This window comes from Dysosmobacter sp. Marseille-Q4140 (assembly GCA_018228705.1).
Lineage (GTDB): Bacteria > Bacillota > Clostridia > Oscillospirales > Oscillospiraceae > Oscillibacter.
In genome coordinates, this window is record CP073694.1 from 441398 (window position 1) to 463827 (window position 22430).

The window sequence follows — 22430 nt, forward strand, 5'->3', positions numbered from 1 at the left end:
TACCCCATTCCGTCGCCCGCCGTCAACGGCGGAGCGCTTGCGGGAGGCCGGTCACCGTGGTAAGATGGGTACAGTATTTTTGTAAGGAGGCTGCATCATGCTGGAGATCGCGTTCAGTGAGAGCGCCGAGGGAGGACTGCGGATGGCCCAGAGCCGCTCCGTCAGCTGCGCCGGTGCCTTTTTCGCCGTCCATGAGGACGGCTCCCGCCTCACCCGGGCACAGCTGCGGGCCGCCCGGCGTCAGGCGGAACTGGAGGCCCGCCGCCGTCAGGCGGAGGCCGTCCATCTGGACGGCGGAATCGTGTTCGGCTTCCCCCTGGTCCTCAGTGTGGGAGACATCGCCGGAGAGCCTCTGGGGCCGGAGCGAACGAATGTCCTGACCCAGCTCTATGGAGCGGCGGCCCCCGGCAGACAGATCGCGGAGGAGCTGATGGACCACGCGGCGGAGGGATTCCGCTCCCTGCTGGCGCAGCTGGAGCAGGGGGAGTCCCTGCGGGTGTGGTACAGCGATCAGCCCGACGAGCGGTGCGGCCTCAGCTGGCTGTGCTGGGAGCTCCAGCGCCGGGGGATCCAGGCGCCGGTCCACCTGGTGGACCTGCCCCGGTGGGAGGAGCGAAGCGACGGTACCGTGGTCCGGTACATCAGCTGGGGCGAGATGGAGCCGGGAAAGTTCGGCACTTATATCTCCCGCCAGCGGGAGGCCGGCCCCGTCCTGCGGTCCGCCCTGGCCCGGGAGTGGGAGGCGCTGCGGCAGGAGAACGGTCCCCTGCGGGCGGTGGTCAACGGGTATCTGCGCACCGTGCCCGCGGACTTTTATGACCACGCCCTCCGCCGTGTACTGGCGGAGCAGCCGGAGGAGTTCCACCAGGCCCGTGCCATCGGCCTGGCCCTGGGGAAGTATCTGCCGGGGATCTCCGACTGCTGGCTGGCCCTGCGGATGGAGGAACTGCTGAAAAACGGCGAACTGGAGGCGGTGACGGAGGCTCCGGAGGGCGGCCCCGCCTATCACCGCCTCCTGCGGAAAACCGCCGCCTTCCGGACGCCGGAGGCCGTCTGAAAAAAATTTCCGGCGGCTGAACGGAACGGGCCTCCTCAGTCGTATTCTCAGTGAGGCCCTCTCCGGCCTCCCAACTACGACAGGAGGGATCAACGGATGAAAAAGATCTGGATGGGACTGGCCGCCGCGGCGCTGGTGGCCTCCCTGTGCGTCACAGGCGCCCTGGCGGCGGGCCATCGCGGGCAGGGCCTGCGGTGCACCGACGGCAGCGGCAACTGCGGCAACTACTGCGTCAACTTCGCGGACGCTGACGGTGACGGCATCTGCGACAACCACGGCACCCGCTGCGCCAGCTTCATAGACGCCGACGGCGACGGCATCTGCGACAACCACGGCACCCGCTGCGCCGGCTTCGTGGGCGCCGACGGCGACGGCGTCTGTGACAACCACGGCACCCGCTGCGCCGGCTTCACCGACGCCAATGGCGACGGGGTGTGCGACAACTACGGCACGGGACTGGGGTCCCACCGCGGCGGCCGCGGCCGGGGAGGCTGCCGGAACCACTGACAGGAAACGAGGGGCAAGTCCATGCGGAGCGAACAGGAGGCGGTCCGGGCCATGGAGCGGCACGCCGACACCGTGCGGCGGCTGTGCATGATCCACCTGAAAAACCAGGCCGACACCGAGGACATCTTCCAGACGGTGTTCCTGAAATATGTCCTCAGCACCACTGTGTTTCAGTCGGAGGAACACGAGCGGGCCTGGTTCATCCGGGTGACCCTCAACGCCTGCCGGGACCTGCTCAAGAGCTTCTTCCGCAGCCGCACGGTGCCGCTGGAGGCTCTGGAGCCGGTGCCCGCCGCCCTGGTGCCGGAGCACCGGGAGGTGTGGGAGGCGGTGCTGGCCCTGCCGGAGGCCTGCCGGGACGCGGTGTATCTCCACTACTACGAGGGCTACACCGCGCCGGAGATCGGGCGTCTGCTGGGCAAAAACGTCAACACCGTCTACACGCTGCTGAACCGCTCCCGGGAGATGCTGCGAAAGACGCTGGGAGGTGAGGACCATGGATGAGCGGATGCGGGAGGCCTTTGCCCAGGTGCGGGCGGAGGAGGACCTGAAGCAGCGGACCCTGGCCTATCTGGTCCGGCAGACCGGCGGCTGGCAGAAGGTCCCTGCCCGGCGGCGGCCTCTGCTGGTCACGGCGGCGGCCTGCGCCGCCTGCCTGCTGCTGACCCTGGGGAGCCTCTGGCTCTGTTTCACCCCGGCGGCCTACATCAGCGTGGATGTGAACCCCTCTCTGGAGCTGACAGTGAACCGGTTCGACCGGGTGATCGCCCTGGACGGCCGCAACGACGACGGCACCGCCCTGGCCCAGACCCTGCACGTGCGCTTCCTGGACTACCAGGAGGCCCTGGCGCAGGTGCTGGACAGCGACGTCATCGCCGCGTGCCTCTCCCGGGATGAGGACCTGTCCATCACCGTGGCCGGGGCCGACGAGGCCCGGACGGCGGAGATGCTGGCCCAGGTGTCCGCCTGCGCGGCGGACCGGGGCGCCGCCGACTGCCGCGCCGCCGACCTGGAGACCGCGAAGGCGGCCCACGACCAGGGCCTTACCTGCGGCAAGTACCAGATGCTGCTGGCCCTCCAGGCCCTGGACCCGGAGATCACCACGGAGGACGTGCGGGACCGGACCATGAGCCAGCTGCGCAGTTGGCAGGCGGAGCTGGAGAGCGGCACGGAGAGTTCCTCCGGTCAGCAGGCCGGGCCCGGACAGGGTGCCGGTCAGCCGGGCCAGGGCAGCGGCCAGAGTGCCGGACAGGCCGGAAGCGGCCACGGCGCCGGGCATGGGCGCGGCCACCACAGCGAATGAATCAGCGGAGGACCCGGTTTCGGGTCCTCCGCTTCTCTCTGTTCTCAGCCGAAGAGCTCCGCCGCCTTGGCGGCCATGCGCTGCCCATAGAGCCGGAAGGTCTCCTCCGTCTCCTCCAGCCGGCCGGCCACCGCCTGGGGCCCCAGGTGGATCACCGGCTTGCCCTGGGAGCCGCCGCCGGAATAGGCCAGCATCCCGTAGGCCAGCATGTGATCCAGGATGGTCTGCATGGCCAGTTCGGCGCCGCCGTGGATGTAGTTGGCGGTGGCGAAGGCGCCGCCCAGCTTCCCGGCCACGCCGTATTTGCCCAGGGTCTCCAGAAACAACTTCATCTCGCCGCTGATGCTGGCGTAGTAGGTGGGGCTGCCCGCCACCAGGCAGACGCTCTCCCGCAGCCAGTCCGCCTCCACGGCGTCGATGGAGAATACCCAGACCTCCGCGCCCTCCACTTGGCGCATCCCGTCGGCCACGATCTCCGCCATGGCCTTCGTATTGCCGGACTTGGAATGATACACGACGCTGCACTTCATAAGAGGGGCCTCCTTTTTCCGTTTTCTCCAGCATACCACCATTGCCCCGCCGCCGCAACCGCCCATTCCTCAGGAACGTATCCAAAGGCCCCCTCTGCCGCTGCATCAACCGCCATCCCGGATGCCAAAGGAGGGATTGCCGAGGCGCAGTTCACTTCGGAACTGCCGCACCTGCTCTATGGCCCCGCCTGTCCCCTGTGCCGGTACAACCAGAGCTGGCATGTCCCCGGCTGTGCCTGCTTTTGGGGGACACCGGGCCCTCTCACATACATGAAAGCAGGCCTCCGGAACAGCCGGGGGGCTGCTTTTATCCTGCCGGCACCGCAGCACGGAAAAAGTTCAAGAAAAATTCATCACGCCGCTCAGCCCCTGTGATAGAATACCGCCACATTTTCTTCTGATCCTGCAAAGGAGGCGTCATGCAAAAGTACATCCATATTCGGCATTGGAACTACTGGTGGGAAGTCTATGGCTGCGGAGTGGTACTCCCCGCCGGGCCGCATGCGGCGGAATTCAGTCTGACCGATGACGAGGCGGGCGGCACCCTGTTCTTTCACTTCGACTTCTACAATTTGTCCGGACTGCGTGAAACACTTTTGGGGGATGAGCTCTTTCCGGCGGAGCATCCGGACCATGCGCTGTTTCTCCAACGGGCGGAAGAGCTGGCCCTGGGTAAAGCCGACTTTTTTGTAGGAGCACTGTACTATCCGGACTTTACTCCGGATCTGGCCTTCTGTACGCAGCCTTTGGCCGCAGAGCGCGGGCTGCTGGATTTGAAAGCACCGGCCGCCGCGCCCTATTATGCTGCGGTTTTTCTGTCTGAGATCCGCCCTCTCATGCCGGAGATCTTGGAAAGCTGGATGGCCCGGCTGTCCCAGCCCATGTTCGGTCAGAGTTTTTCCGTCCGAATCCCTCAGATCCCTACCCGCCAGGAGGCACTGGCCAGCTGGGAAACCGACAGGCGTCCCGGTTTTGAGTGAGGAGGTATGCATTTGGAGCCGAATTTTTCTTTCCGCCTGTGGCCGCTGGACGCCGAGCGTCTGCGGCCGCAGATACGCCGTGCCCTGGAAAAGCGGACGGAGCTGCTCTCCCGGCAGCAGTGTCCCCGGATCTGGGCCCTGACAGACCGGCTCAACCGGGTGGAGCAGGTATCCTCCGGCAGCCTCCAGCTCCGGAGACAGCTGCACCTGATCCTGGGACTGGTGGATGGGGCTCTGAGTCTGTTCCTGCTGCTCCCAGGCCTCATGGATCCCGGCGCCCTGCCGCTGCCCTTGCTGGTGGGCGCTGCCTGCTTTGGGTTCAGCTTGGGAATCCTGTGACGGATCGCCCGGCATCTGCTGGGTATCCTCAGCGCAATGCTGAGCCTTCTGCTCCTTTCATGCGCCCTTGGAAACTGGGCCGAAAGCGGCCGGTTCTCCCCCGTCCTGGCCGCGCTGTCTCCGGCGAACTGCGCAGCGCGCCACCCCGCTCAACCGCTCCGAAGCAGAGCTGCCGCCATTCCCCGCACACCGTCAAAAACGCGCTTCCTGCCGGAACCGGCAGGAAGCGCGCAGTACACTTTATCCATCCGTGGCCTCGCAGACTTTTCGCGCTGGCCGCTCCGGCTCCAGCACCACATCCGGACAGCCGTCCGCCAGCAGCGCAAGCACCTGCTCTGCCGCCTTTTGCTTTTCAAAGGTAAACGTGTGGTAAAAATCGCCCTTGTATTTCATTCTCAGGGCCACAATCTGCAATTCCTTGCCGCAGCAGCCGGTCAGGGGAAGGCCCGCCTTCTGCGCCCAGGCCTGCCGTACAGCCCGGAAAGGCAAATATCTGGTACCGGGAAAAGCAGCAAAATAAATCGCCTGCCTGCTCACCCGGTACTGCTCCACCCGCACAGCGGTCTTGTAATCTTCCCGGGGATCCTCCAGTACGATGTCCGGGCAAATGGACTGCATTTTCATTGCCTCGCCTCCTGTGCTCTGATTTGAGAGATTTCCCTCAGGTGGTATCGGATAGCTCTATCATACAGGATTCAGGAGAAAAAGAACTTGCAAATGCAACAAATTATTGGTTTTCCATATGAATGATCTGCCGTGGACCGCTGTCCGATAAGCTGTGTCCTCCTATTCTTGAAACCATGCGGGACGCCGGCTTTTCAGCCGTGAAGCTCGCTTGGCTTGCCGCCTCCCCCGCGCAGCAGCGCCTGCACCTCGTTCACCAGCCGGCACAGATGAAACCCGTCGCATACTGCATGGTGCACCTGCACCGCCAGCGGCAGCAGGACCTTTCCGCCTTCCTCGCGGAAGCGGCCCATGGTAAAGATAGGCGGCAGGTAGTCATAGCCCTTTTGCAGGTTCAGATGGAACGCCTCAAAGCTCGCCCAGGGCACCATGGACACCGGGAATGTATTCTCCGGAGGATCGGGCCGGGCCATCAGGCCCGGACGGTCTCCCCAGGCGGCCAGGTCCCTTTGGTACGCCGCGCAGAAGGCCTCCCGGTCCGGGTTATATTCGGTCCACAGGTTGGAAAAGGTCTCGGTGTCTTTGTGGAATATGGTATAGCAGGGGTGGACCACATCGTAATAGCCTACCTCCCCGGCCCCATTGCAGGCCATGCGGAACTCCTGGTGCCGGTTCACCGCCGTGGAGATGGCATGCAGCAGGGTCGGATACAGCGGCCTGCCGCTCTCCCGCAGCCCGGTGATATCCAGCTGGAACGTGGCGCTGTATGTGCAGGGCACCTGGGTGAAATAATGTGCAAAGTATTCTCTCCGCGGCCATGTCTCCCGGTCGATCCTGGTAAACATCATAGGTTCTCTCCTCTCTTTGTCTGTCCGGCTCTCTCCTCCCGCAGCCGTGAGGTCCGTGCAGCGGGACAGGCTCAGCATAGCATTTCCCCGTTTCGGGAGCAACCGCCGTCACAGCGCGCTCCCCTGTTCCAGATCGTCCCGCAAAAAAGCATTGCGGATGGCGTTCAGCACCCGTTTCTTGTCGCCGCTCCAAAGGGGTGAGAGCAGATCCCGCTTGGCGCCGTCCCCGGTGAGCCGGTGGACCACCATCTCCCGGGGGATGTTCCGCAGGCACGCTTCCAGGGCCGCGATATAGGCCTCCAAATCCAGGCAGGCAACTCGCCCTGCCGCCCAGTCCCGGGCTAGGTCCGTGCCCCGCAGCACATGCAGCAGGTGGAACTTGATACCATCGGCCCCTGATGCGCCAATGTACCGGGCAGTGGCGGCCATCATCTCCTCCGTCTCCCCCGGCAGTCCCAGAATCTGATGGACCACCACGGTAATCCCCGCCGCCTTCAACTCCCGGACCGCCTGGTCGAACACCGGCAGGTCGTAGCCCCGGCGGATGTAGGCGGCACTTTGGGGGTGGATGGTCTGGAGGCCCAGCTCCACCCAAACGGGCTTGATCCGGTTCAGCTCCCCCAGCAGCTCCAGCACCTCCGGCGGCAGGCAGTCCGGTCTCGTGGCGATGGACAGCGCCACGATATCCTCCGGCGCCATGGCGGCGGTGTACAGCCCCCGCAGCCGCTCCGCCGGAGCATAGGTGTTGGTGAAGGACTGGAAGTAGGCAATAAAAAGGGGGGACTTCCCCGCCTTGGCCGCCACCCGGCGGCGGGCCGCAGCCAGCTGGGCGGGAATGTCCCCGGTCTCGGCGAAGGCGCCCGCGCCGTCGCAGAAGATACAGCCCCGGGTATCCAGCGTCCCGTCCCGGTTGGGGCAGGAGCATCCGGAGGAGAGGGCCAGCTTATAGACCTTGCGGCCGTACCGGCGCCGCAGATCCTCGTTGAGACTGTTCCAGTACATGGTCGGTGCCTCCCGGCGGAAAATTTCGAACTGCCTCTTTTTTGAGGCGGTGCTTTGGCGTATAATGATCCCAGCGCGGCCCCAGGGCCGCATCTATCACAGGAGGTCGATCCTATGGTCACAATGGCACAGCGCATCGAGGCGCTCCGCACCGAAAAGGGCCTGAGCCGGCCGGCGCTCTCCGCCGCGCTGGGCCTGCCCAGAAACGCCACGGAAAAGTTTGAAACCGGCCGTCAGACGCCCACACAGGACCAGCAGCAGAAGCTGGCGTCCTTTTTCGGCGTGTCGGTCTTTTATCTCAGAGGGGAGAGCGACGACCGCACCCAGATGGAAAACTGGCTCAATAACTCCTTCTCCGACGAGCCGGCCCAGCCGGTCCGCCCCACGCGGCCCGCACCGGAGCGGCCTGTGGTGACCGCCTCCTCCGGCGGCCAGGGCGAGGGGGCCGTGTTCTCGGCGCTGCTGAAGAGCAAGGCCTTCCAGGACATGGTCCATGACGCGGTGGTCCAGGCGCTGCGCTCCCCCGAGGGGCAGTCGCTGATTGCCGCAGCCGTGCGAAAGGAACTGAACCGCCGCTGAGGCCCCGGGCCGGAGGACTGCCGTCCTCCGGCTCCTTTTTTGCCGGACGGACACCCCCTCCCTGTACCCCCATTGTACTCCGCTGCAGCCGGAAAGGAAAGAGGTCCATACCAAAGAAAAGCGGCAGCAAAAACAACGGGGCGTTTCTGTGTAAAATCCCAATGGACATTCGCCGGATCTTTTGGCAAAATAATGCCTTGCGTGCGGTGCTCCACAGCCCGCCCCCATTTTTTAGAATGGTGGCAAATGCCACTGCGGACACCATATCTTGTGCATTATAATGGGAAACACATTAGATATATTGTGCGGCTCGCCGCAGAGAGAATGACGGAGGGAACCAGCATGAAAGTCATCAAGCGCAACGGAACAGAGGTCGTGTTTGATATTGAAAAGATCGTGGCCGCCATTACCAAGGCCAACGAGAGCGTCACGGAGGACGCCCGCATGACCCCCATGCAGATCCGGCGGATCGCAGAGTTCGTGGAACTCAGCTGCCTGAAAATGAACCGCTCTCCCTCCGTGGAGGAGATCCAGGACCTGGTGGAGTACCAGATCATGGCCCACGGCGCCTACGAGGTGGCCAAGAACTACGTCACCTACCGCTATACCCGCTCCCTGGTCCGCCGCAGCAACACCACCGATGAGAAGATCCTCAGCCTCATCGAGTGCTGCAACGAGGAGGCCAAGCAGGAGAACTCCAACAAGAACCCGGTGGTCAACTCCACCCAGCGGGACTACATGGCCGGCGAGGTCTCCCGGGACCTGAGCGAGCGGCTGCTGCTGCCGGCGGACATCGTGGAGGCCCACAAGGAGGGCATCATCCACTTCCACGACTCCGACTATTACGCCCAGCACATGCACAACTGCGACCTGGTGAACCTGGAGGACATGCTGCAAAACGGCACCGTCATCACCGGGACCCTCATCGAGCGGCCTCACAGCTTTTCCACCGCCTGCAACATCGCCACCCAGATCATCGCCCAGGTGGCCTCCAACCAGTACGGCGGGCAGTCCATCTCCCTGGCTCATCTGGCCCCCTTCGTGGATGTGAGCCGTCAGAAGATCCGCAAGGTGGTGGAGCAGGAGATGGCCGCCATCGGCGTGGACCCCGGGGAGGACAAGCTCCGGGAGCTGGTGGAGTCCCGGCTGCGGGACGAGGTGCGCCGGGGCGTACAGACCATCCAGTACCAGGTGCTGACACTGCTGACCACCAACGGACAGGCCCCCTTCGTCACCGTGTTCATGTACCTGGGCGAGGCCAAAAACGACCAGGAGCGAAAGGACCTGGCCCTCATCGTCGAGGAGACCCTGGAGCAGCGCTACCAGGGTGTGAAGAACGAGGCCGGCGTGTGGATCACCCCCGCCTTCCCCAAGCTCATCTACGTGCTGGAGGAGGACAACATCACCGAGGACGCCCCCTACTGGTATCTCACCAAACTGGCCGCCAAGTGCACCGCCCGGCGGATGGTGCCCGACTACATCTCCGCCAAGAAGATGCTGGAGCTCAAGGGCGACGTGTACACCTGCATGGGCTGCCGGTCCTTCCTGACCCCGGACCGCTTCACTGACGCCGGCATCGGCAACATCGCCAACGCCGGCAACTACGAGCCCGGCAAGCACAAGTACTACGGCCGGTTCAACCAGGGCGTGGTGACCATCAACCTGCCCGACGTGGCCCTCAGCTCCGGCGGGGATATGGACAAATTCTGGTCCATCTTCGACGAGCGGCTGGAGCTGTGCCACCGGGCGCTGCTGTGCCGCCACGAGCGGCTCAAGGGGACCCTCTCGGACGTTGCCCCCATTTTGTGGCAGTACGGCGCCTGCGCCCGCCTGAAAAAGGGCGAAACCATCGACGAGCTGCTCTACCACGGCTACTCCACCATCTCCCTGGGTTATGCGGGGCTCTATGAGTGCGTGAAATACATGACCGGCAGGAGCCACACCGACCCCGAGGCCACGCCCTTTGCCCTCGCCGTCATGGAGCACATGAACGAGGCCTGCCGGAAGTGGAAGGCCGAGAGCGACATTGACTTCTCCCTTTACGGCACACCGCTGGAGTCCACCACCTACAAGTTCGCCAAGAGCCTCCAGCGCCGCTTCGGCGTGATCGAGGGCATCACCGACAAGAGCTACATCACCAACAGCTACCACGTCCACGTCACCGAGGAGATCAACGCCTTCGACAAGCTCAAGTTTGAGGCCCAGTTCCAGCACCTCTCCCCCGGCGGTGCCATCAGCTACGTGGAGGTGCCGGATATGCAGAACAACCTGGAGGCTGTGCTGGCGGTGATGCAGTTCATCTACGACAACATCATCTACGCAGAACTCAATACCAAGAGCGACTACTGCCAGGTGTGCGGCTGGGACGGCGAGATCCGGATCGCGGAGGAAAACGGAAAGCTGGTCTGGAAGTGCCCCAAGTGCGGCAACACGGACCAGGACAAGATGAACGTGGCCCGGCGGACCTGCGGCTACATCGGGACCCAGTTCTGGAACCAGGGCCGGACCCAGGAGATCCGGGACCGGGTGCTGCACCTTTGATCGCTCAAAAGGCGCTGCCTTTTGAGCGAGTCAGGCGGTCTGCCGCGCGCACTCGCTGCGCTCACACACTTGCAGACCGAGCGGTGTTTTTCCCGAGGCGCATGTCCTCGGGAAAAACAAATTTTAAGTGCGGACAGGCAGCGGTGTGCCGTGCAGGCACATGTCCCGCCCGGCACGGATCCCAACTTGATGAAGGCGGAAGGAGCGTGAAGCGTAGATGTACTACGGTGAGATCAAAAACTGCGATATCGCCAACGGCGAGGGCGTCCGGGTGACACTGTTCGTCTCCGGGTGTACCAACCGCTGCAAAAACTGCTTCCAGCCCCAGACCTGGGACTTCTGCTACGGACAGCCCTTCACGGCGGAGACAGAGGCACGTTTGCTGGATCTGCTCTCCCCCGGCTACATCAGCGGCTTGACGCTGCTGGGGGGCGAGCCCTTCGAGCCGGAGAACCAGCGGGCACTGGTCCCTTTCCTTCGGCGGGTCCGGGCGGCCTATCCGGCCAAAACCATCTGGGGGTTCAGCGGCTTCACCTACGAGGAACTGACCACAGAGGGGACGCACCCCCGCTGCGAGGTGACGGATGAGATGCTCTCCCTTCTGGATGTGCTGGTGGACGGCCGGTTCGTGGAGGAACTGAAGGACATCTCCCTGCGGTTTCGGGGCAGCTCCAACCAGCGCCTTCTTGATCTGAACGCCACCCGGGCGTCCGGGACCCTGCAATTTCTGCCAGACCGGGAACAAGGATAAAAAAACGGCCCGTGGACCTCTCGGTCCACGGGCTGCTTTTCTTTGATGTCACAGTGATCCGCCATGCTGCGGAGGCCTCAGTCCAGTTTGCCGTACACTCCGTCGGAAACCGCTTCCAGCCACTCGTTGGAGCAGTCCTCGCCGGGCACCTCCAGGGCCAGGTGAGAGAACCAGCTGTCGGCCGCGGCGCCGTGCCAGTGCTTCACCTCCGGCGGGATATTGACCACGTCTCCCGGGCGCAGCGCCCGGGCCTCCTTGCCCCACTCCTGATACCAGCCCCGGCCGGCCACGCACAAAAGGATCTGACCACCGCCCTTGCGGGCGTGGTGGATGTGCCAGTTGTTGCGGCAGCCCGGCTCAAAGGTCACATTATAAGCCCCCACCTGGCTGGTGGAGAGAGGCTGCAGATAGCTCCGTCCCACAAAATACCGGGCAAAGCCGTCGTTGGGCTCCCCGATGGGGAAGACCATCTCCCGCTGGTGCTGCGCCCTGCCATCGATGCCAGCGTCCTCGTCGGCCCAGACCTCCTTGGCCATACGGAAGGCCGCCCAGGCCTTGGGCCACCCTGCGTAGAAGGCCGCGTGGGTCAGGATCTCCGCGATCTCCTGCCGGGTAATGCCGTTTTTCCGAGCGGTGGCCAGGTGGTACTGGAAGGAGCTGTCCACCAGCCCCTGGGCCATGAGGGCCACCACCGTGACCAAGGACCGGTCCCGGAGGGAGAGCTGCGCCTCCCGGCTCCAGACCTCCCCGAAGAGCACATCGTCATTGAGCTGAGCGAACTTGGGGGCGAACTCCCCCAGAGCATCCCTGCCCGCCGTCTGTTTTACTGCCATATGGAAATTACCTCCTATTCAAGGGAAAACGTAACGGCAACCGTCCCCTCCCCCAGCCTTTCCTGCAGGTCGGAGGGATCGTTGATCCTGGCCAGTCTGGTGAAGTTCCAGGTGTTGGTGCCGTAATAAATGGTGACCTGATCGCCCTGGTAGAGGATCACATCGCCAGGCTCCGTTGTGATCCGTGCATCGTTCCGCTCCAGTGTCGTCCCCAGAGGGCCCACCTTCTCAAATCCGCCGTAGTCCTCCATCTCCACGGTCAGCGGTCCCTGGGCAAGGAGTTCTCTGAAAGCCGCAGCGGAACTGTTGTCTGCAAAGGCGGCAAGCAGCTCATGGCTGCCAACAGTGATCTTCAAAGCGCGCTCCGTCTGACCGTTTTTCGTCCCCTCCGGTTCCGCGTTTCCGGACAGGTCCTCCGACAGGGAGGGCGCTGTCTCGCCGGGAGCGGACGGGACAGCCTGCTCCGGACCGCTGTCCTCCCCTCCATCTGACGCAGCTGATCCGCCGGCGGCTTGTCCCGCAGGTTCCGCCGTCACCGGCAGTTCCTTTTGCCCCGGCTCCGCCTCCGATGCCTCCAGTCCGGAGGGCGCTTCCTCCTCTTCCAAGGTCTGGACATCCTGCTCAGAGGGGTTGTAGTCCTGTTCCAGCGGGATCTCCTGCGGCGGCGCGCCGTCTTCGGTCCGTCCGCCACCGCAGGCGCTGAGGCACATGAGCGCAAGGAATACGAAAAAAATTCTGGCCATGCAATTCTCCTTCCGCGGGACATTCACTTCAGGTGAGTTTGGAAAAATTCCCAGATCTTGTCAAATGGGATGATATCCTTCCGGTCGTAGAGGTCGGTGTGGACCGCACCGGGGATGATCAGCAGTTCCTTGTTTCCGGCGTAGGGGCTGTCCTTGACCATATCAGCGTAGGCGTCCCGGCTGAAATAGCAGGAGTGGGCCTTCTCCCCGTGGATCATCAGTACGGCGCTGCGGATCTCATCGCTATATTGTAAAATTGGCATATTCAGGAACGACAGGGCCGACGTCACATTCCAGCCGTCGTTGGAGTTGAGCGACCGTTCCGTGTAGCCTCGCTCCGTCTTGTAGTAGTCATAGTAGTCCTTCACGAAGAAGGGGGCGTCCTCCGGCAGCGGGTCCGCCACGCCGCCGGAGCGGGCATAAGTGCCGCTCTTGTAGTCCGCCGTCCGCTGAGCCCCAAGAGCCTTCTTCGTCTCATAGCGGGCATCGGCGCTGTCGGCGGCATCGAAGTATCCTCTGGCATTCACCCGGGTCATGTCGTACATAGTGGAAGTGACGGTGGCCTTGATGCGGGTGTCCATGGCGGCGGCGTTCAGGGCCATGCCGCCCCATCCGCAGATCCCCAGGATACCCACCCGCTCCGGGTCCGCAAAGTCCCGGGTGGAGAGGAAGTCCACCGCAGCGGAGAAGTCCTCCGTGTTGATGTCGGGGGAGGCCACATTCCGCACCGGACCGCCGCTCTCCCCGGTGAAGGAGGGGTCGAAGGCCAATGCGGCAAAGCCCCGGGAGGCAAGCTCCTCGGCGTACAGGCCGGAGCACTGCTCCTTCACGGCGCCGAAGGGACCGCAGACCGCCACGGCGGCCAGCGTTCCAGACGCGTCCCTGGGCAGGTACAGGTCGCCCACCAGCTCAATGCCATAGCGGTTGTGGAAACGCACCTTCTCCCGGGTCACGGTGTCCCGCAGCGGGAAGGAATAGCCGTTGTATCTCGCTTTCAAATCTGTTCCTCCTTATGATCAAACGCTCTTCCCCATTTCATAGGCCTTTTTCAGCGCAGGGCGGCCCTGGATCTGCCCCACGGAGGTCACGCCGCCGGCAAAAGCCGTTCCGGCCAGACGCGCCTTTTCAAAACAGTCGATCCACCCCATGAGGCCGGTGACCGTCCCGTCCACAGTGTGTTCATTCTCTTCCGCGGCGGCAGCCAGAAGGTAAATATCACGGAACCGGTAATCGGCGGAAAACAGCGGGTTGGAGCGGTCCAGCATGGTTTTCATCTGGCCGCACATGCCGTAATAGTAGACGGGAGTTGCAAAAGCAATCACGTCGGCTGTCTTCATCTCTTGAACCACCGACTCCGCGTCGTCGCGGATGATACAGCGCTGGGTCTTTACACAGGTCAGGCATCCTTTGCAAAAACCGATGGTCTTGTCAGCCAAGAATATCTTTTCCACTTGATTCCCGGCCTCCCGGGCTCCGCGGGCGAATTCGTCCGCCAAGGTGTCCGAGTTGCCGCCCTTTCGCGGGCTGGTGGAAATCACCAAAACCTTCTTGCTCATTGCAGATCCTCCTCAGATAGATGTTTTATGACTTTCGCGGGCACGCCGCCCACGACGGTATTCTCCGGGACATCCCTGTTCACCACTGCGCCAGCCGCCACGATGGCGCCGTCACCGATGGTCACGCCGGGCAGGACAGTCGCATTGGCCCCGATCCACACGTTCTTCCCGATATGGATGGGCGCGGGCAGCATGGTGCTGCGGTCACAGGGGGATTTGGCGTGATTCAATGTGGCCAGCACCACGTTGTGGCCGATCAGGACACCGTCCCCGATGAAGATGCCGCCCTGGTCTTGAAATTTACATCCCATGTTGATGAATACGTTTTTCCCCACATGGATGTTCTTCCCGCAGTCCGTGTAAAAGGGCGGAAACAAGCCGAAGCTCTCGTCCACCGGCCGGCCCGTCAGCCGGGAAAAAAGCGCCCGCAGTTCCTGCGGCTCATGATAGCTGCCGTTGATCTGCGCTGTGATCTTCAGTGCCTCCTGACTGACGCCATGCATAAACAGGTGGGTTTCACTGCCGCCCCCGACCGGCCGCCCGCTGTCCAAATGTTTCAAGAATCCTTCCAAATCCATTCTTTACTCTCACTTTCATATTGGTAATCTTATTTTAGCACCCCCCGCGTACAATAACAAATGCCTATAATGAATTTCAAATCATGCTTGCTGTCTATATTTATTGTCCGCTATAATAGAGGACAACGGGAGGTAATCATGATGGAATTGAGAGTCTTGCAATATTTTCTCGCCGTGGCGAAAGAACAGAATATCTCAGCGGCGGCTCACTCTTTGCACCTGACACAGCCCACCCTCTCCCGCCAGCTCCGGGAGCTGGAAGAGGAATTGGGCAAGCAGCTGATGATCCGGGGCAGCCGGAAGATCACGCTGACAGAGGAGGGAATGCTGCTGCGAAAGCGGGCGGAGGAGATCCTGGACCTGGTGGGACGGACCGAGAACGAGATCACCCAGTCCAACAAAACGGTAAGCGGCGATATCTATATCGGAACCGGCGAGACCGACGGAGTCCGGGAAATCGCCAAAGCCTCTTTTCAGCTTCAATCGCTCCATCCAGGCGTTGTCTTTCATATCGTCAGCGGTGACGCCGTGGACGTGTGCGAGCGTCTGGATAAAGGCCTGCTGGACTTCGGAATCCTTCTGGGGGACTTCGACAAAAGCAAGTATCTCTATATGGAACTGCCCATGAAGGATACCTGGGGCGTATTGATGCAGCGCAGCAGTCCTCTGGCGGAGAAGGCGGCTGTCTCCCCCGCTGATCTGTGGGACAAGCCCCTGATCCTCTCCCGGCAGATCGACAACAAGAGCGAGCTGTACCGCTGGCTCCGGAGGGAACCGGCGCAGCTTCACACCGTAGCCACCTATAATCTGATCTACAATGCCTCCTTGATGGTGGACGAGGGAATGGGCTACGCCTTTACGCTGGACAAGCTGGTGAACACCTCGGGAAGCGGCCTGTGCTTTCGCCCGCTGAAACCCAGGCTGGAACTTGGGATGTATCTGGTGTGGAAGCGATCGCAGCGCTTTTCCAGAGCAATGGAGCTGTTCCTGGATCAGCTTCAGGAAAATCTGTATGCGTCCGGTATATCGGGAGAATGACCCCGCCGTGCCGGAAAGGGCGCTCCAACGGCAATCCATATGCCGGGTCTGGCCGGCCCTTTCAGATCTCCCTATTTGGGATCTTGACCGGACCGGGCGCCTTGCAGCCGGACCGACACCACCCCCGCGAGTATGCGGCAGAAGCTCCTGCGGTCAGCCCCGTCCAGATGCAGCAGGATGGATTGGCAGGCGGCAGAGATCGCGGGAGTTCATGAAACGGGGCTGACACTGCCAAGCAGCGTCAGCCCCGTTTGGTTGTTTTTCTTTTTCCGCTCCGGCCTATCAGCACTCCTGCCTCATGGCAAAATAGCCGATCAGCACCGTCCAGACATAGGCGCAGGTCTTGGGAATCATCAGCATCCCGATCATGGGCACACTGTCCGCCCACAGCACCACCGGGATATAAAAGCCAAAGCTCAAGACGATGGTCAGCCACATCCAGCGAAATGCCCGATCCCCGTGCGCTCTGGCGCTGCGGTAAAACAGCACAATCACCACAAGCCCCAGCAGGGCGAAGGGGATGTTGCGCCAGATGCCCCAGGAGAGCGGCGCGTCGGCGCTGAGCCACTGATTCTGCGGCATCATGCACAGCGCCACCCGCACTCCGGCCAGGACATACACCGCAGCGGTCAGTCCGCTCCGCCCCTTGATCCGGTATCGCTGGCGCCACACATAGTACAGCAGCACATAAAAAACCGTCATGGTGACAGAGGTGATCCACTTTCCCAAGCCCAAGGCGGCGGTGTAATCAGCAAGGCCGGAGGTGCACAGCGCCACCGCCCGGGGAACCAGGTGGAACGCATCGCCCAGTCCCAATACCACCGCCATGAGCCCGAACAAGCGGAACTGGCGGTTTCCCCTGCAGTTCCGGAGCATCACAATTCCGACGGCAATGACCGTGGTCAGATAAACAGCATCAAAGGTCGTCTCCATCATAGCCTGCATAGTCTGCTCTCCTTTTTCAATCTTGCTTCCGGCGGCCGCGGCTTGCACGGCCGCCCCCGCAATAAACGCCGTTCAGTTTCCCGGGCAGCAAATTCCCGCCACCGTGCGGGAATTTCAATAGAGGGTCCTTCGCACGATCTCCAGCACAGCTGTTGGATCACAGTCCTGCCGCAGCAATGCGGACAGCATCAGAGAAAACAGGAGGTCCGCAAATTTCTCTGCCGTAAGCTGCCCGGAAAAGGCATCCGGCCGGACCCGTGCATCCCTTTGGAGGACGGAACACAGCCCCTGCAAAATATGCCGCCGGGTCCGCTCCATCCTCCGCCTGCCGTCGGACTTGTCCTCTCCCATAAAGGCCAGCGCGTGAAGCGTGAAAAATCCCGGATACTGTTTGCAGCCATACTCCATCCGGTCGTACAGCCAGATGATACAGGCCTGTGTATCCTGGAACACAGCCCGCCCCTCCGGGCGATGGAAGATCTCCTCCCAGACACTTTCCACAGCGGCCCCGACCAAAGTGGCCTTGGAGTCAAAATAGTTATAAACGGAACCAACCGATACGCCGCAGGCGGCTGCAACCGAGCGGATATTGACCGCGGACCAGCCCTCCCGCCGGATCAGCTCCCGGCTGATTTTCAAAATCTCCTCTTTGGATGTAACAGCAGTATTCATCGCGCCGCCCCCCAATATGAACATTGTTCATTCTAGGGATTCCAGCACCTTTGTCAAGTCTCTTTCTTCTTTTTGCGGACATAGCGCCCGCTCTACTCTTACAAAACAAACCGTCCTGTGTGACGTTATCACAGAAACCGGTCGGATTTCCGGGTATACTAAGGCCAAACAAAGGAAAGGAGCTGACCCATATGGCGGCTATCAATATGAACAAGGAACAGTTTCAACAGGCAATTGGCGGGGACAGGCCCGTCCTGGTGGATTTCTGGGCTCCCTGGTGCGGCTATTGCCGCCGGATCGGCCCAGCCTACGAGAAAATCGCAGAGGAGTACGGCGACCTGCTTGTGGCGGCCAAGGTCAACATCGATGAAGAAGCTCAGCTTGCTCAGGCGGAGCAGGTGGAGGTGATCCCCACGCTGATCCTCTACAAAAACGGGAAAGCCGCGGGCTCCGTTGTCAATCCCGGGTCCAAGGCGGCCATCGAGCAATTTATTCAAGACACTTTGGCAAAATAAGGAGGGGATATCCATGCAGGAACGGCATGTCTATGATATGATCGTGGTGGGCGGCGGCCCAGGCGGCTACACGGCGGCTCTTTACGCCGCCCGTGCCGGACTGGATACCCTGGTGCTGGAGAAGCTCTCAGCTGGCGGGCAGATGGCCCTGACCGAGGAGATCGACAACTACCCGGGCTTTGAGGACGGGATCGACGGCTTCACCCTGGCGGAAAAGATGCAGCGGCAGGCAGAGCGCTTCGGTGCGCAAAGCGCCTATGCTCAGGCGGAATACATGGACCTTGCCGCCGATCCAAAGGTCCTGAAAACCAGCGAAGGCACTTTTTACGGCAGGACCGTTGTGCTTGCCACCGGCGCCAGCCCCAGAGAGCTGGGCCTTGCAGGCGAGACGGCGCTCACCGGCCGGGGTGTGGCGTACTGCGCCGCCTGCGACGGGATGCGCTTCAAGGGCAAGACGGTGGTGGTCGTGGGCGGCGGCAACTCCGCGGCCGCGGATGCCCTGCTGCTCAGCCGTATTGCTGAAAAGGTGATTCTGGTCCACCGCCGGGATACCCTGCGGGCCACCAAAATCTACCATCAGCCGCTGATGGAGGCTGCAAATATAGAGTTCCGCTGGAACAGCGTCGTCACGGAACTGCTCCACGAGGACAGGCTGACCGGTGTGAAGCTGAAGGATATAAACACCGGTGTTGTGACGGCGGTTCCCTGCGACGGCGTGTTCATCAGCGTAGGCAGGAAGCCTTCTACCGAGCTGGTGCGAGGTCAGCTGGAGCTGGATAGAAACGGTTATATCGTGGCGGATGAGACAACCAAAACCACCCTTCCCGGCGTCTATGCTGTGGGGGATATCCGGACAAAGCCTCTGCGCCAGGTGGTAACGGCGGTAGCGGACGGAGCCACAGCCGTCCATATGGCGGAGGAATTTCTGGCAGGAGGTGTATGAGATGAAAAAGCGCGCGTGGAAATGGCTGCGGCCGGTCCTGTTTACCCTGGGCGGTGCGCTGGCGGGCCTGGGCTATTATGCTCTGGCAGGCTGCTCCACCGGAACCTGTTTTATTACTTCCAGTCCTTTTACTTCCATGGGGTACATGGCTCTCATTGGCTGGCTGCTCTCCGGCGCATTGGGATCATGCAGCTGCAGAGAAAGCTGCAAGCGATAGGCAATTTTCAGGGAGGGGACGGCTGCAGGCACTCATCTGCAGCCGTCCCCTCCTGTTTTGCTTTGAACTTTCCGGCACGCTTTCTCCGCTGCGGTCCCTGCGATTGCCAGCAAATGCCGTTTATGATAGGATGACAGCACAAGGCCTGCTAGCACGGAGGGCTTGTCTCCCTGACTGTCAGCGTCCATGATCTGCGCAGATGTTCCGTCTTCTCCAGCTTTCACAGAGCCCGGGAGCGGCTCACAAAGCCAGGCTTCCCTTCCTCTGCACCGGCAGGGCGGAGATCACTGCAAGTATTGCGCCGCACCCCGAAGCCGCAGAGTCCCTGCCCGCACATCCTGCTTCTCTTTAATCAAACCCTTTTGGGAGGTCGCATGGCCCGCACCGACGTGACCGAGATGCCCTTTTCCAAACTGTATCCCCTGCTGGTGGCCAAAGCCGCAAAAAAAGGCCGCACCCGGCAAGAAGTGGACCAGATCACCACTTGGCTCACCGGATACTCGCCAGCAGACATCGCACGGCTGGAGCAGTCCAGCATCAGTTATGGGGACTTTTTCCGCACAGCCCCCGCCATGAACCCTGCCCGCATCCACATCACCGGGTCGATCTGCGGTGTCCGGATCGAGCAGATCCAGGATCCGCTGATGCGGGAGATCCGGTATTTGGACAAGCTGGTGGACGAACTGGCCAAGGGAAAATCCATAGAAACGATTTTGAAAAAGGCAGGAGCCTCCTCCGGAAACGTTCTGGGATAACCCCTCGCACAAGCGGCGCATCTGCCGTCCGCCAGTCAACCGAATATATGCAAGAACCCCCATACCGTGCCGGCAAAACACCCCGGCACGGTATGGGGAATGATTGCGTCAGAACGCTCGGCCGGACCGGCCTTCCTTCCGGCCCACAGCGGTCTTATGCGCGGACGATTTTGCTGCCACGCCGGAGCGAACGCCGCGTGTTCTCGTTGCTGCCTTTACAGCTGTCCTTTCCATACCCGGGCCAAGATGTCCTTGAGCACCAGAACGGCGTCGGTTGAATTGTAGCCGTACTCCACTTGCAGCCGCGTGAGCATCTCCCGCAGCTGCGGCGCATAATCCTGCAGGCGAACGTTCTGATGATATACGGCCAGCACCGGATATTCCTTGCTCCACACCTTGTTCCAGTCAATCCGCGCCTGGGCTTCGTCGCTGACGCTTTCCACCATCTGCCGGGCCTGCTGCTCGTCAAAGTCATACTCGATCAGTTCATCCAGACTCACATGATACAGCACGGCCAAGCCCTTGGACTGGCGTATGTCGGGCAGGGTCTCGCCGGTCTCCCATTTCGAAATCGTCTGGCGGCTGACCCCCAGCTTTTCGGCCACATTTTCCTGTGAAAGCCCGCTCTTTTTCCGGGCCTGATATAAACTGCTTCCCAAACTCACGGTGGTTTCCTCCCTATATCCGCAATTTCTGCATTAAAGTATACTGTCCGGTCCGCAAAAAATCCACCAGGAAAACCAGGCACTTCCGCCCGCTTTCCTGCCATTTTCCAGGGCGATGTGCTATACTGGAGAAAATGAGCCGGGAGGTGTCTGCATGACAGACAGAGAGTATCAGGCCGCCGCCTGCTACTGGGATGAAAAAGACGCTTCCAGCATCAGGCTGGAGCGGAGCAGGCTGTGGGCCATGGCGGAGACATACATCCAGGCCAACAACACCTGCGCTCTGGCCACCGGAGCCGGAGACTATGTGCGCTGCACCCCCATCGAATACAGCTGGCATGACGGCTGCTTCTGGATGTTCAGCGAGGGCGGGCGGAAGTTCATCGGCCTTCGGAGCAATCCCCATGTGTGCCTTGCGATCTACGACAGCTACAAAAGCGGCGGCAGCCTCCACGGAATGCAGGTCATGGGTCTGGCGGAACTGGTGGAGCCATTCAGTGCGGCTTATAACGCTCATGCCGCCCGAAAAAAGATCTCACTGGAAATCCTGCGCAAGCTGCCCAGCCCTATGCATCTCATCCGTATCCGCCCCGTCCGCATCGACTGCCTGTTCTCTGATTTCAAAAAGCTCGGTTGCAGCCCGCGTCAAACGCTGCTGTTTGAGGAAATGCCATTGCAGGAGGATCTCCGATGACATTTGACAGTTCTCTGCTGGAAACTTATCGCGCGCTTTTGAATACCACGCCCCTGCAGCAGTCCTATCAGGAATTTGTCCGGCTGTTTCGTTACCTGCGCAGCGAACTGGAGCGGCAGCTGCCAGACTTCCGCTTTCAAAGCAGCATTTGTGAAAACGCTATGGAATACACCTACTTTTCCTTCACCAGTCCGGCATTGAAAGAAAAGGGTTGGAAACTGGTGGTTGTATTCATCCATAAGTCCTTTCAGCTGGAGGTTTGGCTCTCCGGGTCAAACCGAAGCATCCAGCGCCAATGGGCAAACCGGCTGAACGCCTGTCCGCCGCCCATGGAGGCTTCTGCTGATCCGGGACGAACAGAGTACCTGATACGCCTGCCGGTGCAAACCGATCTCACCAACGGGAAAGGCACACCGCAGCGGCAATCAGGAAAGCGGTGAAAGATCTGACGGAATTCCTTTCGTCCCAAGGCGGCACCATATAGGAGAGCCAGTCCATATACCGGCCGAGCAGAGCCGGATATCTCAGAATAAGGAGCCGAACGGCGCACACAGCGCGGCTGGCTGTTCCCCGGCGCACAACTTGTCCCTTCCCGGGGCGAAGCCGGATTCGGGCTCCGAACACAGCAGAATAAGCAACATCGCTTTTCAGGAGGCAGTACATGACCTATTCCACGGAAGAGCTGCTGGAGGCCAAGCGGCAGATCGATTCCACGCTGAATAAACTGCGGGAAACCGTGAGGACCCTGGAGGGGAAAGCCTCCCCTGCCCGCTATAAATCCCAAATCACCTTAGCCAAGCGCCGCATCAATGCCCTTACCATTGCCGTCTCCCTCATTGAAAGAGAGCTGATGCACGCAGCAGAGTGAGGAACAATGCCCGGAGCTTCTGAAAATTCAGAAGCTCCGGGCATTGTTGATCCCGCCTTATCCCAGTTCGCCTGCCTGGACGCGCTGTTTCAGATCAAGTACCTTTTCCTCAATCTGTTCCATGACAGCGAGAAATTCTTCGTCCTCCCTGCCGCTGGGATCCTCCAGTCCCCAGTCCTCACGGTACGCACAAGGCAGCGTCGGGCACTGGACATGGCAGCCCATGGTAACCACGATATCCACCTCCGGCAAAGAAGAGAGGGCCTTACTGTGCTGGGTCTGCTCCATGTCGATGCCGTAGACCCGCTTCATCAGACGCACGGCATCGGGGTTGATCCGGGCAGCGG

At 61.5% G+C, this 22430-nt stretch carries 29 protein-coding genes; 17 read left to right on the forward strand and 12 right to left on the reverse strand.

Annotated elements, in window-relative coordinates:
- The first annotated feature begins 97 nt into the window (after positions 1-97).
- From KFE19_02125 to KFE19_02140, 4 genes are all read left to right on the forward strand, one after another.
- Positions 98-1057: a DUF1835 domain-containing protein gene (locus KFE19_02125; protein QUO38344.1), complete on the forward strand. Its 960-nt coding sequence runs from the start codon at positions 98-100 to the stop codon at positions 1055-1057.
- A 96-nt stretch (positions 1058-1153) separates the two neighbouring features.
- Entirely contained in the window at positions 1154-1564 is a 411-nt protein-coding gene (locus tag KFE19_02130) for a hypothetical protein (protein ID QUO38345.1), read from the forward strand.
- Positions 1565-1585: 21 nt separating this feature from the next.
- Positions 1586-2068: a sigma-70 family RNA polymerase sigma factor gene (locus tag KFE19_02135; protein ID QUO38346.1), complete on the forward strand. Its 483-nt coding sequence runs from the start codon at positions 1586-1588 to the stop codon at positions 2066-2068.
- Positions 2061-2867, forward strand: a complete 807-nt coding sequence (locus tag KFE19_02140) for a hypothetical protein (protein ID QUO38347.1) — start codon at positions 2061-2063, stop codon at positions 2865-2867. The genes KFE19_02135 and KFE19_02140 overlap by 8 nt, the downstream gene beginning before the upstream one ends.
- A 44-nt stretch (positions 2868-2911) precedes the next feature.
- Here KFE19_02140 and KFE19_02145 read toward each other — a convergent pair whose 3' ends face one another.
- Positions 2912-3397 carry an NAD(P)H-dependent oxidoreductase gene (locus tag KFE19_02145; protein QUO38348.1) on the reverse strand — a complete coding sequence of 162 codons (486 nt, stop codon included), beginning with the start codon at positions 3395-3397 and terminating at the stop codon, positions 2912-2914.
- A 419-nt stretch (positions 3398-3816) separates the two neighbouring features.
- On the opposite strand from KFE19_02145, the gene KFE19_02150 reads away from it, so the two are divergent.
- Both KFE19_02150 and KFE19_02155 read left to right on the forward strand, forming a co-directional pair.
- Positions 3817-4377, forward strand: a complete 561-nt coding sequence (locus KFE19_02150; GenBank protein ID QUO38349.1) for a hypothetical protein — start codon at positions 3817-3819, stop codon at positions 4375-4377.
- A 12-nt stretch (positions 4378-4389) separates the two neighbouring features.
- The gene (locus tag KFE19_02155; protein ID QUO38350.1) at positions 4390-4716 is read left to right on the forward strand and encodes a hypothetical protein; all 327 of its coding nucleotides are present in this window, start codon (positions 4390-4392) and stop codon (positions 4714-4716) included.
- A 240-nt stretch (positions 4717-4956) separates the two neighbouring features.
- Here KFE19_02155 and KFE19_02160 read toward each other — a convergent pair whose 3' ends face one another.
- From KFE19_02160 to KFE19_02170, 3 genes are all read right to left on the reverse strand, one after another.
- Entirely contained in the window at positions 4957-5340 is a 384-nt protein-coding gene (locus KFE19_02160; GenBank protein QUO38351.1) for a hypothetical protein, read from the reverse strand.
- Positions 5341-5534: 194 nt separating this feature from the next.
- A complete protein-coding gene (gene catA, locus KFE19_02165; GenBank protein ID QUO38352.1) occupies positions 5535-6188 on the reverse strand; it encodes a type A chloramphenicol O-acetyltransferase in 654 nt (217 codons plus the stop codon).
- Positions 6189-6296: 108 nt separating this feature from the next.
- Complete coding sequence (locus KFE19_02170; GenBank protein ID QUO38353.1) at positions 6297-7190, reverse strand: TIGR01212 family radical SAM protein; 894 nt, start codon at positions 7188-7190, stop codon at positions 6297-6299.
- 114 nt (positions 7191-7304) lie between these two features.
- On the opposite strand from KFE19_02170, the gene KFE19_02175 reads away from it, so the two are divergent.
- The 3 genes from KFE19_02175 to nrdG all read left to right on the forward strand — a co-directional run bounded on the left by KFE19_02175 (position 7305) and on the right by nrdG (position 11061).
- Positions 7305-7769 carry a helix-turn-helix transcriptional regulator gene (locus KFE19_02175; protein ID QUO38354.1) on the forward strand — a complete coding sequence of 155 codons (465 nt, stop codon included), beginning with the start codon at positions 7305-7307 and terminating at the stop codon, positions 7767-7769.
- A gap of 342 nt (positions 7770-8111) precedes the next feature.
- A complete protein-coding gene (gene nrdD / locus KFE19_02180; GenBank protein ID QUO38355.1) occupies positions 8112-10310 on the forward strand; it encodes an anaerobic ribonucleoside-triphosphate reductase in 2199 nt (732 codons plus the stop codon).
- Positions 10311-10527: 217 nt separating this feature from the next.
- Positions 10528-11061, forward strand: a complete 534-nt coding sequence (gene nrdG / locus KFE19_02185) for an anaerobic ribonucleoside-triphosphate reductase activating protein (protein ID QUO38356.1) — start codon at positions 10528-10530, stop codon at positions 11059-11061.
- A 77-nt stretch (positions 11062-11138) separates the two neighbouring features.
- On the opposite strand, the gene KFE19_02190 is transcribed toward nrdG, so the two are convergent.
- From KFE19_02190 to KFE19_02210, 5 genes are read right to left on the reverse strand one after another with little or no spacing between them, the layout of a single operon-like run.
- On the reverse strand, positions 11139-11894 hold the full coding sequence (locus tag KFE19_02190) for a carboxymuconolactone decarboxylase family protein (protein QUO38357.1): 756 nt from the start codon (positions 11892-11894) through the stop codon (positions 11139-11141).
- Between the two features lie 14 nt (positions 11895-11908).
- A complete protein-coding gene (locus tag KFE19_02195; protein ID QUO39495.1) occupies positions 11909-12604 on the reverse strand; it encodes a hypothetical protein in 696 nt (231 codons plus the stop codon).
- 56 nt (positions 12605-12660) lie between these two features.
- Complete coding sequence (locus tag KFE19_02200; protein QUO38358.1) at positions 12661-13635, reverse strand: alpha/beta hydrolase; 975 nt, start codon at positions 13633-13635, stop codon at positions 12661-12663.
- An 18-nt stretch (positions 13636-13653) separates the two neighbouring features.
- Positions 13654-14193: a flavodoxin family protein gene (locus KFE19_02205; protein ID QUO38359.1), complete on the reverse strand. Its 540-nt coding sequence runs from the start codon at positions 14191-14193 to the stop codon at positions 13654-13656.
- Entirely contained in the window at positions 14190-14771 is a 582-nt protein-coding gene (locus tag KFE19_02210; GenBank protein ID QUO38360.1) for a sugar O-acetyltransferase, read from the reverse strand. The genes KFE19_02205 and KFE19_02210 overlap by 4 nt, the downstream gene beginning before the upstream one ends.
- A 141-nt stretch (positions 14772-14912) precedes the next feature.
- Here KFE19_02210 and KFE19_02215 point away from each other — a divergent pair, with 141 nt between their 5' ends.
- Positions 14913-15809: a LysR family transcriptional regulator gene (locus tag KFE19_02215; protein ID QUO39496.1), complete on the forward strand. Its 897-nt coding sequence runs from the start codon at positions 14913-14915 to the stop codon at positions 15807-15809.
- A gap of 282 nt (positions 15810-16091) precedes the next feature.
- On the opposite strand, the gene KFE19_02220 is transcribed toward KFE19_02215, so the two are convergent.
- Entirely contained in the window at positions 16092-16754 is a 663-nt protein-coding gene (locus tag KFE19_02220; GenBank protein QUO38361.1) for a hypothetical protein, read from the reverse strand.
- Between the two features lie 114 nt (positions 16755-16868).
- A complete protein-coding gene (locus tag KFE19_02225) occupies positions 16869-17426 on the reverse strand; it encodes a TetR/AcrR family transcriptional regulator (protein QUO38362.1) in 558 nt (185 codons plus the stop codon).
- A gap of 191 nt (positions 17427-17617) precedes the next feature.
- On the opposite strand from KFE19_02225, the gene trxA reads away from it, so the two are divergent.
- From trxA to KFE19_02245, 4 genes are all read left to right on the forward strand, one after another.
- On the forward strand, positions 17618-17941 hold the full coding sequence (gene trxA / locus KFE19_02230; GenBank protein ID QUO38363.1) for a thioredoxin: 324 nt from the start codon (positions 17618-17620) through the stop codon (positions 17939-17941).
- Between the two features lie 13 nt (positions 17942-17954).
- Positions 17955-18884, forward strand: a complete 930-nt coding sequence (gene trxB, locus KFE19_02235) for a thioredoxin-disulfide reductase (protein ID QUO38364.1) — start codon at positions 17955-17957, stop codon at positions 18882-18884.
- A 1-nt stretch (position 18885) separates the two neighbouring features.
- Positions 18886-19101, forward strand: coding sequence for a hypothetical protein (locus KFE19_02240; protein ID QUO38365.1), 216 nt, complete (start codon positions 18886-18888; stop codon positions 19099-19101).
- 374 nt (positions 19102-19475) lie between these two features.
- A complete protein-coding gene (locus KFE19_02245; GenBank protein ID QUO38366.1) occupies positions 19476-19856 on the forward strand; it encodes a DUF2200 domain-containing protein in 381 nt (126 codons plus the stop codon).
- Between the two features lie 215 nt (positions 19857-20071).
- Here KFE19_02245 and KFE19_02250 read toward each other — a convergent pair whose 3' ends face one another.
- On the reverse strand, positions 20072-20521 hold the full coding sequence (locus tag KFE19_02250; protein QUO38367.1) for a helix-turn-helix transcriptional regulator: 450 nt from the start codon (positions 20519-20521) through the stop codon (positions 20072-20074).
- A gap of 154 nt (positions 20522-20675) precedes the next feature.
- Here KFE19_02250 and KFE19_02255 point away from each other — a divergent pair, with 154 nt between their 5' ends.
- The 3 genes from KFE19_02255 to KFE19_02265 all read left to right on the forward strand — a co-directional run bounded on the left by KFE19_02255 (position 20676) and on the right by KFE19_02265 (position 22083).
- Complete coding sequence (locus KFE19_02255; protein ID QUO38368.1) at positions 20676-21215, forward strand: pyridoxamine 5'-phosphate oxidase family protein; 540 nt, start codon at positions 20676-20678, stop codon at positions 21213-21215.
- Positions 21212-21655 carry a hypothetical protein gene (locus tag KFE19_02260; protein ID QUO38369.1) on the forward strand — a complete coding sequence of 148 codons (444 nt, stop codon included), beginning with the start codon at positions 21212-21214 and terminating at the stop codon, positions 21653-21655. The genes KFE19_02255 and KFE19_02260 overlap by 4 nt, the downstream gene beginning before the upstream one ends.
- Before the next feature lie 221 nt (positions 21656-21876).
- Positions 21877-22083 carry a hypothetical protein gene (locus tag KFE19_02265; GenBank protein QUO38370.1) on the forward strand — a complete coding sequence of 69 codons (207 nt, stop codon included), beginning with the start codon at positions 21877-21879 and terminating at the stop codon, positions 22081-22083.
- The last annotated feature ends 347 nt before the right edge of the window (positions 22084-22430 follow it).